This window comes from Sandarakinorhabdus limnophila DSM 17366, assembly GCF_945882885.1.
In the GTDB taxonomy this organism is placed as follows: Bacteria; Pseudomonadota; Alphaproteobacteria; order Sphingomonadales; family Sphingomonadaceae; genus Sandarakinorhabdus; species Sandarakinorhabdus limnophila_A.
Genome location: NZ_CAMCWT010000053.1, coordinates 1 through 14766 on the forward strand (window position 1 = coordinate 1; position 14766 = coordinate 14766).

Below are 14766 nucleotides of genomic sequence, written 5' to 3' on the forward strand. Positions count from 1 at the left end.
TTCTCGCGGTGCAGGACCGACGTGAATGCCATGCTGGTGAACTGGCTGCCCTGGTCGGTGTTGAAGATCTCCGGGGATCCGAAGCGCGCCAACGCTTCCTCCAACGCCTCGATGCAAAAATCCGTCTCCAGCGTGATCGACAGCCGCCACGACAAAACCCGCAGGCTGAACCAATCGACCATGGCGATGAGATAGACGAAGCCCCGCGCCATTGGGATGTACGTGATGTCCGTCGCCCAGACCTGGTTGGGCCTCGTCACCGCCAGCTTGCGCAGCAGATAGGGATAGATCCCATGCCCCGGCACAGGCTTCGAGGTGTTCGGCCGCCGGCAAGGCGACCGGGGCGCTGCCCGGCCGGGTGTTGCTGCGGCCAACGCCGGCTGAATGCCCCTGAACCAATTTTGGGAGCGTTCACCCTCTCCGGGTCACTTTGTCCGGAAGCGCACACCAACGCGGAAAGCGCGCCCCAGAATGTCGCTGAACGTCGGGTTTGCCGACAGGCCGCCTTCAGGTAGCAAAATCGGGTCCCGATTGAAAAGGTTGGTGATGTTGAAGAATAGCTGCCCATCCGAGCCGCCGACCTTGATCTTGGCGGTCAAGTTCAGATCCGCATAAAATGCACCCGACACCGAATTGTTATCGATGGTCGGGGCCAGCGCCGTGCTGGCCGGGCAGCTTGTGGTGCAGACGACGTTGATGTTGCTGTAGGTGCCCGCACTGACCCCGCGGCCGACCGCAGTGATGCTGTAGTGCGGTGTGTCGAAGGTGGCCGAGGCGCGGAAGATCCAGTCCGGCGTGCCGCTCTGGGTGCCGCTGTTCTGGCCGACCGTGTTGACCGGCACCGAAATGCCATTGTCGACGATGTTTTCCAGATAGTTGGTGGCGGTGCCGCGCAACACCAGCGTGCTTGAACTGCCATCGAACCACTGATCGAGCGGCAGCGCATAGCGCGCCTCATAATCGATGCCGCGCACCGTGATGCGGTTGAAATTGAACGGACTGGCCGACACAACGAAATCGCGCACGCCGGTCGAATCGATTTTGATCGCACTGCAGAAATCCAGCCGGCCTTCGGTGCAGCGCTGCGCGATGTCGTTGGCGAAGAACTGGCTGATGGCGCCCTTGACCTTGAAGCGGAACCAATCGGCCGAGAAGGAGAAGCCGGGCAGGAATCGCGGCTGGAGCACGCCGCCCAGGGTCAGTGCGTCGGATTTCTCGGGCTGCAGCGCCCGATTGCCGGTGGTGATTTCCTGGAAGGTGCGGCCAGCGTACTGACCAAAGGCGCTGCCGGTGCCAAAATTGTTGCTGCGCGAGGTGCCGGACTGGAACAGCTCGTTGAGGTTGGGCGCCCGAATATCCCGCGAGACCACCCCGCGCAGCCGGATATCGTCGATCAGCTGCCAGGTCAGACCGGTCTTCCAGGTGGTCACATAACCCGACGTCGAATAATCGGTGGCGCGCACGGCACCATTGAATTCAAAGCCGATGCCAAGCGGCACGACGGTTTCGAGATAGGCTTCCTTGACGTTGTAGCTGCCGAAGGTCGGCAGGAAGTTGCCCACCGCCCAGCCGGTCTGGAACTCGACCGGGACAAAGCCGGACACTTCTTCCTTCCGGTATTCGCCGCCAACTGCAACGCTGACATCGCCGGCCCAAGTGGCAAACGGGATCGTCGAGAGGTTGAAGCCGGCCACCATCTGTTTGAAGCGTTGGTTACGGAACGGATTCCCGAGAACATTGGCAAATGCCGCCGGGTTGGCGACGCCAATGCCCAACCGGTTGAGCGGGATGCAGCCATTGGTTGGCGCGGTTAGCGTTGACCGGCAGACGATGGTGCCGGCCGCGACGCCGAGCGCATTGCCAGCGGGCGCGAACACCGCATCGGTCGCCTGGGCCATCCGTGTGTTGTTCATGACGTCGCGCAGTTGCTCGTTGGTGTCGGTCTGGCCATATTGGGCATAGGCGCTCCACACCGCCTTCTTGCCGAACATGTCGAATTCGCCGCCGGCGCCGAGGGTATAGCGCTGCACCTCGCGGTCGCTGTTGTTCTTGCGGAACGGCAGATCCTGTGACGAGGTGCCGACCGTCACGCCGGTGACGTTGGTCAGCGCGGCTGCGCCCAGCGCATTGATCAGAAAGGCATTGTCGCGGGTCAGCGTGAAGGCTGCTGCCTGCGGTCCGGAATTGAACAGCGTCTTGTTCCAGTTGAACGATCCTTCAGCATAGACCTCGATCCAGTCGGCCGCTTCATAGCTCACCCGGCCAAAGACACCGCGCCGATTGTCCTCGGCATCGAGCCCGATCCGCCGAGACTGGTCATTGAGTTCCCAATCCCCACCCTGGGTCTGTGTGGCGTCGGTAAGGGCGCCGAAGCGATAGGCACGGGGAGCACCACCGACATCGAAATAGATGCCGCGCAGCGCCGCACCGCCGGTGCCTGTCGCCGACCGGATGATCCCGCCCGGCAGCGTGTTCCAGGTGGCGGCACCCTTTACCACGAGGTTCTGGGGCTGGCCGTTGGTGGGGGTATAGTTCGGGTTGATGAGTGTGCGGAAACCGATCTGGTTCCAGTCGCGTTCGGTGGTCAGGATGCCATCCCGGCGCGCAAATTCCCCGGCAACCAGCACGTGGCCGCGCCCTCCGGCGAACGGAAGGCCCACGGCGGCGGAAAAGCTGTAATTATGGCCGTCACCCGCGTCGTTGATGCCAGTGTCGGCATCGATCTTGATACCGGTATATTTCTTGTCGAGAATGAAGTTGGCGACACCGGCGACAGCGTCCGAACCATAGGCCGCCGAGGCGCCGCCGGTGACGATCTCGACAGTCTTGATCAGCGCCTGCGGGAAGGTGTTGATGTCCACTAGCCCGGTGATTGTCGATCCGACCGAGCGCCGGCCATCGAGCAGCACCAACGTGCGCACTTCGCCAAGGTTGCGCAAGTTGAGCGTGTTGACCCCGGCGAGCCCCGAGCTGATCGCCAGCCGCGAGTTGGCCGGGCGGGTACTGCCCGCCAGTGCCGGCTGCTGGTTGATGAAGTCGGCCAGGTTGTTGGTCGGAGACTGGCTCTGGATTTCCTGCTGAGACAGCACGGAAAGCGGAGTTGGCGAGCGGAAACCATCGCGCACGATGCGGCTGCCGGTGACAACAATCTGTTCGTCGGTCGCTGCCGCTTCGGCTGTCGAGGTCGTCGTTGCGGCCTGGGCCAACGCCGGAGCGGCGCTAATCAATGCGATCGCCGCAGCGGCGGTTCCAAACCCGCCAGAATTACCCAATGAACGACGCATTTTGCCAAGATTGCGCATAAAAGCCACCGTTAGTTCCATGTTTGTCGCAGGTTCACCACACCGGCTCCTGCATATTGCCCCTTGCACAATCCAGCCGCCACCACCGGTACGCGCGCTGGTCATGTTGCAATAACTACATTGCAGGGCGGCTGCCAGTGGTCAATAGTCCCCCGGGGCAGCCGTTTTCGAACGTAATCAACGGCTAACAATGGTGCGGGCGATAGGGGGCTGATGATCCAGCGACGAGCGTTTCTGTTGGCATCGGTTGCTGCACTTGCCATGCCGGGCCGGCTGGCTGCGCAGGCGCAGGCGCAGGCTGTTCCAGGCAGCAGGACCGGAATCCGAATTGCCGGAGCCAATGCGCAAATCGAAATCGTTGAGGATTCGCTTGGCATCCCACATGTCCGGGCGGACTCGCTGCACGATGCCTTTTTCGGGCAAGGCTATCTGGTTGCGCGGGACCGGCTGTTCCAGATCGACCTGCAGTATCGCCGCGACCAAGGCCGAATGGCGGAGGCTTTCGGCGCAGCGTTCGTGGCGGCCGATACGGCGGCGCGGCTGTTTCATTATCGCGGCGATATCGATGCCGAGCTGGCGGCGATGCCCGATGGCGTGCTGGACTGTGCGAAAGGCTATGTCGCCGGCGTGAACGCCCGAATCGCCGAGCTGGAAGCCGACCCGGCACAATTGCCGCTTGAATATGCGGCGCTGGGCATAAGGCCGCTGCGATGGGACCTGCGCGATCTGGCGCGGGCACGTGGTGTCGAGACCGGTGATGCTGACGATGAAGTGCGACGGGCCAGGCTGGCAGCGTTGGGGTTGCTCGAAGCCGATCGGCTGATGTCGCCGCTGCGCCCGGCGTGGGACTTCAGGATGCCGGATGGTCTTGATGTCGCCGCGGTCACCGAAGCCGATCTGGGCCTGCTGGCGCCATCGGCCCGGCCCCAGCCATTCTGGTCGCTCCAACTGGCCGAGCTGGACCCCGAACAGCGCCATGCCAGCCGCTTTGCCATGGGCAGCAACGCCTGGACGATTTCGGCATCGCGCAGCGCAACCGGGCGTCCGATCCTTGCCAATGATCCCCATCTGGGCATCGGCAGTTTCAGCCCCCGCCATGTCGTGCATCTGACCGCACCAGGGCTGGACGTGATTGGCGCCGGCGCCCCCGGCCTGCCGGGCATCATGCAGGGCCATACCGACCGTTTCGCGTTCGGCCGCACCAATTCGCATATCGATCAGACCGATCTGTTCGTGTTGCGCACCGCGCCCGCGGACCCCGAACTTTATTGGCACAAGGGCCGGTGGAAACGCTTCGAGACGTACGACGAAACAATTGCCATAAAGGGCGCTGCGGCCCAGCAGGTGCGCCTGCGCTATGCCGGTGGCCGGCCGATCGTTGCGCAGGACCCGGGCCGGAAGCGCGCCATGGCCTTTGCCACGGCCGACATGCTGCCCGGTGCCTTGATGCGCTTTGCCATCATCGCGATCAACCTGGCAACAGACTGGCCTTCGCTGATGCGCGCCTTCACGCTGCATGTTTCGCCGACCAATTTCCACTATGCCGATATCAATGGCGACACCCGCTGGCAGGTCATCGGCTTTGCACCGCGCCGTCCCCGACACGACGGCTTGCTGCCGGCGCCCGGCGAAGGGGATCATGATTGGAACGGCCTGATCCCGGTGGCCGAACTGCCAAGCCTGCGCAACCCGCCCGAAGGCTGGTTTGCGTCTGCCAACCAGTTGAATCTGCCGAAGGACTATCCCTATGGCAAGAAGATCATCGGCTTTGAATGGAGCGATCCCTTTCGCCATGACCGGATATGCGAGGTGCTTGCAGCCCAGCCGCGGCACAGCATCAACGACAGCATATCGCTTCAGCAGGATGTCCAGTCGCTGCCGGCCCGGGCGCTGGTGCGGCTGATCCCGCGGCAGGTCTCGCCAGCGGCCATGGCAGCCGCAGCGATGCTGCGCGCATGGGACTGTGCATTGACCGCTGAAAGCGGCGCGGCGCTGCTGTATGAGATGGTAATGCCCGAACTGCTCGCCGCATGCCGCATGGCGTTGATCCCGGAAGCCGCGCGGGATCTGATCCCAACGGTCAATCTGCATGCGATGCTGGCGGCGCTGGGAGCACCCGACGCGCGGTTCGGCCCGCAGCCCGCCGCTGCCCGTGACCAGATCATCGATGCTGCCCTGGCGGCAGGATGGCAGAAGGCGCTGGAACGCGGCGGCCCCGATCCAGCCTTGTGGCGCTGGGGCACGCTGCACCAGGTGGTCATCGCCCACCCCTTGCAGGCAGTGCCGCGCATCGCCGGGCTCTTCCCGCGCACCTCAGGCGGGGCCTCCGGCGGCGACGGCCAGACGCCGATGGCGCGCGGCCTCAACGTCAGGAACGGCTACGTGGTGACCCACGGTGCCAGCTATTTGCAAGTGATCGATGTCGGCGGCTGGGATAACAGCCGCTTCCTGCTGCTCCCCGGCCAATCGGCTGACCCGCGATCGGCGCAGTATCGGGACTTTTACGACCGCTGGCTGGCAGGTGGCATGCAGCCACTTTGGTTCAGCCGAGCGGCGGTCGATGCCAATGCGGCGCGGCGGCTGCTGCTGGTTCCGGCCTGACGGCGTCGCTGCGTCAAAGCGCTTCGGCGATGGCGACAAGCGCCTTGTCGACGACCGCCGTGGCGCGGGCATCGGCACCATCGGGCATGTCGTTGGCGATCGCCGAGAACGCCAGGGTGCGGCCGCTTCTGGTGACGAGATAACCGGACAGGGCGCGCGCCGCGTTGAGCGATCCGGTTTTGGCAAACAGTTTGCCCTGCAGGCCGCTGTCCTTGAAGCGGTTGCGCAGCGTGCCATCGACGCCGGCAATTGGCAGCGTGTTGCGCCATGCCTCACCCCAGGGCTGCTGTGTGGCCCAGATGAGAAGGCGGGTTGCGGCGCGCGGGGTGATGCGGTTGTACGACGACATTCCCGACCCATCGGCAAACGTGAAACTGTCGGCAGGCAGGCCAGCCTGCGCCATCACCGCGCGCAGCGCTGCCTGCCCGTCGGCGATTGATCCGCTGCCTGCCAGCCGAGCAAGGCGACGCAGCATCAAGTCGGAATAGACGTTCTGGCTTTTCTTGTTGATGATTTTCATGTCGGCGATCAGGTCGGGCGCTGGCAGGGTTGCCAGCATTTCCGGCAGTGGTGGCCGCGGCGGCGGTGCGCCGCCCCGGATCGCCGGGTCATCGGCCGGGATCAACTGCCGGTGCCTTGTGGCGATCTCGCCACTGACGACAATGCCACGGGCACGCAGCAATTCGCGCAGCCGCCAGGCGGCATGATCGGCCGGATCATCCACGCCAAAGCGCAATGTGGCCGGTTTGGCGGCGACGCCGATGGTGCCGGTCAGGCGCACGACGTCGCTATTGGGCGCGCGTTCATCAACAATCGCCTCACCGTCACCCGCGACCGTGAGCAGCCGGTTATCGATCCGGTAATAGGCCGAGGTCTCCACCACCGGCGTCGAACCGATTGCGCCCGGTTTGACCGTTGCGGCAATTTCATTGTCATCAAGCGTCAACGCCGAAATGCCGGTGCCGGACTGGGTCTGAATGTTGTTCCAGCTCATCCCCGGCCCCCAGCGCTCGGCCGGAAACCAGCTGTCATCACCGACGACATGGCGCACGCGCCGGGTTTTTGCCGCCACTGCATCGGCAAGCGTCTGCAGGCAGGCGTTGGTGCAACCCGGCCCGCTGGCGAGTTGCGATTCACCCCGGCCTTGCAGGACGACATCAACCAGCCCTGGCCCTGCCGGCTCCAACCGCACGCCGGTGCCCGTGGCCGCCGCCTCCAGAGCCGACAGATTTGAAAAGGCGGCGGCGGTTACAAACAGCTTGGTGTTGGACGCCGGGATGAACCGCCCATCCGGGTTGATGGCGAGCAGCGGTTCGCCTTCAAGCGTCGTCACCATCACACCATAGCGTGTGCCGGCGGGACCTTGCGCAAGGATGGCTTCGACAACGGGCAGCAGCGGCGGTGCGGGTTCCGCGGCGACCATGCCGGTTGGAGCAAGAAGGGCGAAAATCAAGGCAAGGCGCATCACCAACCATAAACCTAAGCACCATGGCGTTGGCAAGTGACGTCAGCAGGCGGTCGCCGCCTCGGCAAGCGCCTGCCCTACCGCCGGGCGCAGCGTGAAGATGCCGCTTTCGGTGTGGCGGCTGGGGTGGACACGATTGGTCAGCAAGGTCCAGGCCAGCCCGCGCCCGAAATCGATCCACAGGCCGGTGCCGGTGAAGCCGGTGTGACCGATGGTATCGGGCGAACAGCGGTCGCCTCCCGACCATCCCGGAAAGGCGCGTTCCCAGCCGCAGGTGCGGTGGCCGAACTGGGGAGTGCGCACTTGTGCCATCATCGCCGGCGAAAGCAGCGCGCCTTGCAACATGGCATAGGCAAAGCCCAGCACACCATCGACGGTGCCGAAAAGCCCGGCATGACCTGCCGCACCGCCCAGCGCATAGGCATTTTCGTCATGCACCTCGCCCTTCAGCATACGGCCGCGCCACTGGCAGAATTCGGTGGCAACCACCGGCCCTGGCGGCTGGCCAAAGCCCAGGCCGTCGCCCAGACGCCACGCAGACAGCGGTGCTCCAGTGATGCGTTCGATGGCAATGCCAAGGAGGATGAAATTGATATCGGAATAGACTGGGGGCGTCCCGGGCTGTGGTTGTCGCCATTCGCGTTGCAGCACAAATGCACGCAACCGGGCCGGATCGTCGCCATACGTATAGATCGGCTCGACAGCGGGCAGGAAGCTGCGATGAGCAAGACAGTCCCGAAACGTCAGCTGGCGCTCGGCGGCGTTCGCCACATCATACTGACGAAGATCCGGGATGACATCGGTCAATGGCCGGTCAAGAACGAGCCGCCCCTGTTCGGCAAGTTGTAGGATCATCGTTGTTGTGGCGATAACCTTTGAAACCGACGCGAGATCGAACCAATGGTCACGGGTCAACGGTTCAACAGTCGGCCGCAGCGCCGCTGCCCCGGCCAGCCGCACCGCGCGGTCCCCGTTGGTGCTGACGACCCCAAGCGTGGCACCAGGGATTTCGCCGCGTGCGACCGCGAGACGGGCGGGGGCAAAGGCCGTTTCACAAATGGTTTCAATCATGGCGTCCTCAACGCGTCCGCGGCCGCAGCTTCATGACAATCGGCAAGAACAGGATGGCAGCAAGACTGAGCGTGCCTGCCATCAGGAAGAACCCATCATAACCGATGGCCTTTTGGATGGCCCCAGAGACGCCGCCCACCAGCCGCGGCAACAGAAACGCAAAGCCAGACAGAAACGCGAACTGGGCGCCAGGAAAATGCGGGCTGACCAACATCGACAAATAGACAACGAACACGGCCCCGGCGACACCGTGGCCAAATTGGTCAACCCCGGCGGCAACATAGAGCACCAGCGCCGATGGCTCGGCAAACCACAGCCAGACGAACACCCAGTTGCCGATGGCGGAGGCAATGGCCCCGATAATCAGCGCCAGCGTCATCGACAGCCGCGCCGCACACAGTCCGCCAAGCCCCACACCCACCAAACTGCAGCCAACGGCCACCAGCCCATCAGCCATGCTGATCTGATCGAGGCTGTACCCCGCAGCGTTCCATAACGGGTGCGAGAGCGTCAGCGTCAGCACATCTCCCATCCGGTAAAAGGACACGAAGGCAAGCAGCGGCAACACCCCATGGCCAAAGCGCCAGAAGAGTTCGACGTGGGGTGCCAGCACACGTGGCAAGTTCGCCCAGGTATCTACAGGCAGCCGCTTGATCCGCGGCAGTGCGGCAGCCAGCGCCATGAACGGCAACAGCGCGATGCCCAGCACGATGGGCGTCACATTGGTTTCGGCCGACAGACCGGCGCCGCGCACCGCCGACAACAGTGCAGCCCCGACCAGCGCTGCGGCCAACCCGATTAACGCAAAAGCGGCGAGACTGACCAGCACGCCCTTCACCAGCGCACTGGTGCGGCCAATGGCATGGGAGCGTTCGGGCCGCATGGCTGCCAGCAATGGGAAGGGCACGAAGGCGGCGCCTGCAATGACCAGATAGGCCGTCGTCCAGTCCGCGCGGGCCGCGACCAGGGTCGCGCCGCTGCCGGCGGCAATCATGGCGCTGCGATACCCCCACAAATTTGCCGCCACCACCGGCGCCTGTTCAACCTGCGAGGGCGCCAATTCAATCCGCCAGCCATCGGCCGCCACCTCCAGCGTGGCCGTCCAGAAGGCCAACAACAGCGCAAACAGCGCTGTCAATGGCAGGCTCTGGTCATCGGCGGTGCCGGCCATAGCAACAAGCGCCAGAAATATCCCGAGCTGCGAAATCATGACCCAGCCCTGCCGCCTGCCCCAGAAGCGCGAAAAGCCGGGGACGCTGTAATTGTCGAGCAGTGGCGCCCAGGTAAATTTGAAGGTCGGCAGCAAGGCGATCCAGGCGAAAAAGCCAACGACAACGATATCAATATTATGGCGAGCCAACCGCAGCAGCAGCACCGCGTTGAACATGTAGAACGGCAGGCCAGCGGAGAAACCCAGCAGCAGGTAAAGCCGCAAAAGTCGCGAAGGCCCAGGAACAACGGGCATATTTGCCGTCATCGCGGCGCTTTGGGTGGCAGGCAGAACTGCCGGCTATGGCTCGATGAATAAGGCAACTGATGCAGTCCCAAAAATTTCAGTTGCCGCCCGCGGGATGACCGCGGCGCAATTGTGCGGCGCAGACTGCGTGAGCGCAACTGCCTTCGATCAGGGAAAGGCGGGAGCAGGACAAGTTTCGATGTCTGGTCATACCCGCCCCGCAGCCACCCCTTAGCCACCCCGCAGTCACGATTAGCCACACAGATTGTACGCCAATGACAGTGGTAATCGAATAATGCAGACAGTGCCTAACTTAATGATGAACGGTCTGAACTGGGTCGGGAACATTCGTCCTGTCTCTGACGTGCACTGACGTGCACCCCTAGTTGATACCGATCAGAAATAGAGACCTTAGCGTTGATGGCAGATGGATGCGAGTTTAGGGGGTTGTCGACTGCCCTTGTCGACACCCCCTGTGCAGCTGCGCAGGATAGCGAAAAATGACGTCAGACAGAATCTGTACGACGCCAATCAGGCTGTGTCTGCGACCTAGCGGGGACCAATCAGCTTCTCCAGCTGTGCGATGATATCATCGATCTGCTTGCGCAATTCGACATAGCGCTCTGCAGGATGGTTGCCGACCTTGCCGTCATAACCATCAGTCTGGCTGCGCAGATAGGTCACGTGCGTGTCCAAACCTGGGGGACTGTAGCGCGCCGGCGGTGTCAGCAGCAGGTCAGCAATGGCCTTCAGGGCCGGGGCGCGGGTGGCGTCGGGCTGATCCTTCAGCGCAGTCTGCGCCTGCTTGAGGCGGGCCACCGCCACGTTGGTGTCGTTCACCAGTGCCAGTACGCGCATGTTGTGCTCATACTGGTCCACCAGGTCGGCGTTGGTCACGCCAGAGGCCAGCACGCGCGGATCGGCGACGATCTTGAGCGGCTGCTGCGCCGTCACGCTGCCATAGGTCATCACCACGCGATAATCGCCTGGCGGCACCACAGGCCCGGCCGGTGCCAGCACGCCCGTTGGCATGACGCTCATGGTCTGACCGGAGCGGCGCAGATCCCAGATCAGGCGGTGCATGCCGGCCGTGGCGTCCAGCCTGGTCCGGTAGGTCGGGCGGTTGCGGCCGCGACCGCCGGCCCGGGCGTCGTCGCCGTCGCTGGTGAAGCTGCGCAGGGTCTGGCCATTGGCATCAAGGATGCTGATGCTGACCTTGGTGCCCGCGGCCTGGGCCGGCACATAATAATCGATCTGCGCGCCGGGCAGCGTATATTCGGGGCCCGGCGCGCCCGGCTCACCCATGTCGGCCGAGGCATTGATCCGCGTTGCCACCGCCGGCTTGAACAGGCGCGGGCTTGCCGTGGCTTCGGTCGGGGCCGGCAGCTGGCGCAGCGCGCTCAGATTGTCGAGCACGTAAAAGCCGCGGCCCTGGGTGGAAAGCACCAGATCGCCATGGGCGAGGCGGATGTCGGTCACCGGCGTTGCGGGCAGATCGTTCTGGAAGCTCTGCCACTGGGCACCCCGGTCGAACGAGACATGGATGCCGAATTCGGTGCCGGCATAGAGCAGGCCGGGCCGTTCCGGATCTTCGCGCACGACACGGGTCGGTTCATCCGCAGCAATGCCGTTGCGGCCGTCGGTCAGCTTTGTCCAATTCTGGCCGTAATCATCGGTGCGGTAGAGGTAGGGTGCGAAATCGCCGAGCAGATAACGATAGATGGCGACATAGGCCGTGCCGGGATCGCGCACGCCAGGCTCGATGTTCTGCACGCGGCCGCCGGGCGGCAGGCCCTTGGGCGTAATGTTCTTCCAGTTCTTGCCGCCATCCTGCGTCACATGGATCAGGCCATCGTTGGAGCCCGCCCAGATGACGCCCGGCTTCACCTTGCTTTCGCGGATGGCATAGACGGTCGAATAGACCTCTTCACCCGTGGCATCGATGGTGATCGGATCGCCAGATGCCAGCTGCCGTTCCGGCGGATTGGCAGTGAGATCCGGGCTGATCACCTCCCAGTTGATGCCGCCGTCGCGGGAGCGGTGCACATGTTGCGAGCCATAATAGATGGTGTTGGGCTCGGTGGGATGCACTTCCATCGGCGCCACGCGCTGGAAGCGGAAGCGCAGATTCTTGGGATGGCTGCCATAGAGGGATTCGCTGCCGATCCAGTATTGGCCCTCGTTCTGGTTGGTCCGCAGATCGAGCCGGCTGAACTGGCCCTTGCAGCCGCCCCAGACGATCATCGGATCATCGATCTTGGGAATGCTCGGCCCGGTCTCGCAGCCGGGGCCGACACGGAACCCCTGCCCGTCACCCAGCGGCTGCGACGGGATGATCACCGTGGTGTTGTCCTGCTGCGCGCCATAGATGCGATAGGGGAACTGGTTGTCGACCGTGACCTGGTACATCTCGGCCGTCGGCTGGTTAGCCTGGCCCGACCAGGTCTTGCCGCCGTCCAGCGACACGTTGGCGCCGCCATCGTTGGACTGCACCATAATCATGCTGTTTTTGGGATTGATCCACACGTCGTGGTTGTCGCCATGCGGCGTGTTCTGGACCGTGAAGCTCTTGCCGCCATCGGCCGACTTGAACCAGCCTTCGTTACCCACGAACACGACATCGGCATTGTTCGGATCGACACCCAAGGTGGTGTAGTAGAAGGGCCTGGTCGACAGCCGTTCCTCGCTGTTCACCAGTTTCCACGACATGCCGAAATCGTCGGAATGATAGAGGCCCATGCCGGGCTTGGCCTCGATCAGCGCATAAAGCCGGTTCGGCGCGGCCGCGCTCACACCCATATTGGCGCGCCCGAACAGGCCGGTGGGCAGACCACCGCCCAGTTTGCTCCATGTCTCTCCACCATCCGTCGACTTGTATAGACCGCCATCCGTGCTGCCCGAGGTGATCGTCCAAGGGTGGCGGATGCCGTGCCACATCGCCGCATAGAGCACGCGCGCGTCATCCGCCTGAAATTCCAGATCGGCCGCACCCAGGGTATCGTTGATGAACAGCACCTTCTTCCAGGTCTTGCCGCCGTCACGGGTGCGATAGACGCCGCGATCAGGCGAATATTTGAATGGGTTACCGGTGGCCGCCACGAACACTTCGTCGGGGTTCTTCGGGTTGATGCGGATGGTGGAGATCTGGCCAACATCGCGCAGGCCGATGAACTGCCAGCTTTTGCCGCCATCCTCCGACTTGTAGACGCCACGGCCGATGGAGACGTTGCTGCGGATCTTCGACGAGCCGGTGCCGGCGTAGATGATGTCCGGATTGCTCTCCACCACGGCGACAGCGCCCATCGAGCCCAGGGGCAGTTGCCCATCGGTCAGATTGGTCCATTTATGCCCGGCATCGCTGGTCTTCCACACACCACCGCCGGTGGTGCCCATGAAGAAGGTGCGCGGCTGTGACGGGATGCCGGTGACGGTGGTTACACGGCCGCCGCGCCAGGGGCCGAGCTGGCGATAATGCAGACCCGACCACATCGAGGGATCATAGGCCTGCGCCTGGACCGCACCCGAGGCCGTGGCCAGGAACACGCCCAGCATTGTCCGCAACATCGCGCTCTTCATCATTCGCCCCCTTGTTCCTTCGCCTGCAACGACCCGCCGCTCTGGCAACGCCGTTGCGATCCCCTTTTGCAGGTGTACGCCGCCATCACGCCCACTTGCGCCGCCCATCAGGCCTGTGTCCGGCTGCCGAACGCTACACCCCAATAAAGATAGGATGCTATGGCATCAGTTGCGCGGTCAAATGCGAAGTGGGGGGCAAATGTTCACTATACAAATTTGTGGCAGGCGCGCCCAAAACCGGTGGGATCGCCCGGCAGGCAGTGCGGTCCGTGGGGCACAAGGCAAAACATGGGGATCAAAATGATGTCGTTCAAGGGCAATATTGCTGTTGGCCGCGGGTTCGGGCAGGTTCCCGCCCGTCGGCGCCGGTCCGCAATTCTGGCCGGTTTGCTGCTGGGAGCGTCTGCAGGCGCTTATGCCCAAGAGGCTGCCCCGGCGCCGGCCGCCGGCGTCCAGGCGGCCGCCACCGACACCAGCGAAGGGCAGATTACCGTTACCGGCTCGCGCATCACGCGCAGCGGGTTTGATCAGCCCACCCCGGTGACCGTCATTGGCGAGCAGGACATCAAGGCCGCTGCCCAGCCCAACCTTGCCGATTTCGTCAACCAGATCCCCTCGGTGGTCGGCAGCCAGACGCCGTCGAACAGCCAACGCCTCCTGAGCGCCGGCACGGCGGGCATCAACACGCTCAACCTGCGGAGCCTGGGCACCAACCGCACCCTGATCCTGCTCGATGGCCGACGCTCGGTCGGCTCGACCAGCATCGGCACGGTAGACATCAACACCATCCCACAGGGACTGGTGAAGGGCGTCGAGATCGTAACCGGCGGCGCCTCGTCGGTCTATGGCTCTGACGCTGTTGCCGGTGTCGTCAACTTCATCCTCGACAAGACGTTCACCGGCCTCAAGGGCGATGTCAGTTATGGCGAGACCACCTATGGCGACGACAAGAATTACCGCATCAGCTTGACCGGCGGAATGAAGTTCGCTGGCGGTCGCGGTCACCTGCTGTTGAGCGGGGACTATTTGCGCCGCGACGGCATCATCGGCGCACCGCGCCCGTGGGGCCGCGACGGCGTGCACCTGGTGCAGAACCCGCGCTTTGTCGCCGGCAATGGCGAGCCGGAGTTCGTTGCCTCCGCCCAATCGGGCCTCAACAGTCTGACCGCCGGTGGCATCATCACCGCCGGTCCGGCCCGCGGCACCTATTTCGGCCCCGGCGGTGCCATCCGCCAGTATAATTATGGCCCCAATCGCCTGAACAACCGCGAATGGACGATCGGCGGCGACTGGGA

The 14766-nt window shown here is 63.7% G+C and carries 7 protein-coding genes and 1 pseudogene; 2 read left to right on the forward strand and 6 right to left on the reverse strand.

Annotated features, from left to right (window positions below; all coding sequences use genetic code 11):
* Positions 1-329, reverse strand: a pseudogene (locus tag Q7O19_RS10975) (DDE-type integrase/transposase/recombinase); the annotation flags it as partial.
* Between the two features lie 96 nt (positions 330-425).
* The gene (locus Q7O19_RS10980; RefSeq protein ID WP_303810550.1) at positions 426-3227 is read right to left on the reverse strand and encodes a TonB-dependent siderophore receptor; all 2802 of its coding nucleotides are present in this window, start codon (positions 3225-3227) and stop codon (positions 426-428) included.
* Between the two features lie 336 nt (positions 3228-3563).
* Between Q7O19_RS10980 and Q7O19_RS10985 the strand changes: the two genes are divergently transcribed.
* Positions 3564-5903: a penicillin acylase family protein gene (locus Q7O19_RS10985; protein WP_369692466.1), complete on the forward strand. Its 2340-nt coding sequence runs from the start codon at positions 3564-3566 to the stop codon at positions 5901-5903.
* Positions 5904-5916: 13 nt separating this feature from the next.
* Here the strand turns inward: Q7O19_RS10985 and dacB are convergent, their stop codons facing one another.
* The 4 genes from dacB to Q7O19_RS11005 form a co-directional block, all read right to left on the reverse strand.
* Entirely contained in the window at positions 5917-7368 is a 1452-nt protein-coding gene (gene dacB / locus Q7O19_RS10990; protein ID WP_303810553.1) for a D-alanyl-D-alanine carboxypeptidase/D-alanyl-D-alanine-endopeptidase, read from the reverse strand.
* A 42-nt stretch (positions 7369-7410) separates the two neighbouring features.
* Positions 7411-8439, reverse strand: a complete 1029-nt coding sequence (locus Q7O19_RS10995) for a serine hydrolase (RefSeq protein ID WP_303810554.1) — start codon at positions 8437-8439, stop codon at positions 7411-7413.
* Between the two features lie 7 nt (positions 8440-8446).
* Entirely contained in the window at positions 8447-9904 is a 1458-nt protein-coding gene (locus Q7O19_RS11000) for a permease (RefSeq protein WP_303810555.1), read from the reverse strand.
* A gap of 540 nt (positions 9905-10444) precedes the next feature.
* Positions 10445-13474, reverse strand: coding sequence for a hypothetical protein (locus tag Q7O19_RS11005; RefSeq protein ID WP_303810556.1), 3030 nt, complete (start codon positions 13472-13474; stop codon positions 10445-10447).
* 297 nt (positions 13475-13771) lie between these two features.
* Between Q7O19_RS11005 and Q7O19_RS11010 the strand changes: the two genes are divergently transcribed.
* Positions 13772-14766: TonB-dependent siderophore receptor (locus Q7O19_RS11010; protein ID WP_303810557.1), on the forward strand; the 995-nt coding region annotated here is incomplete at its 3' end.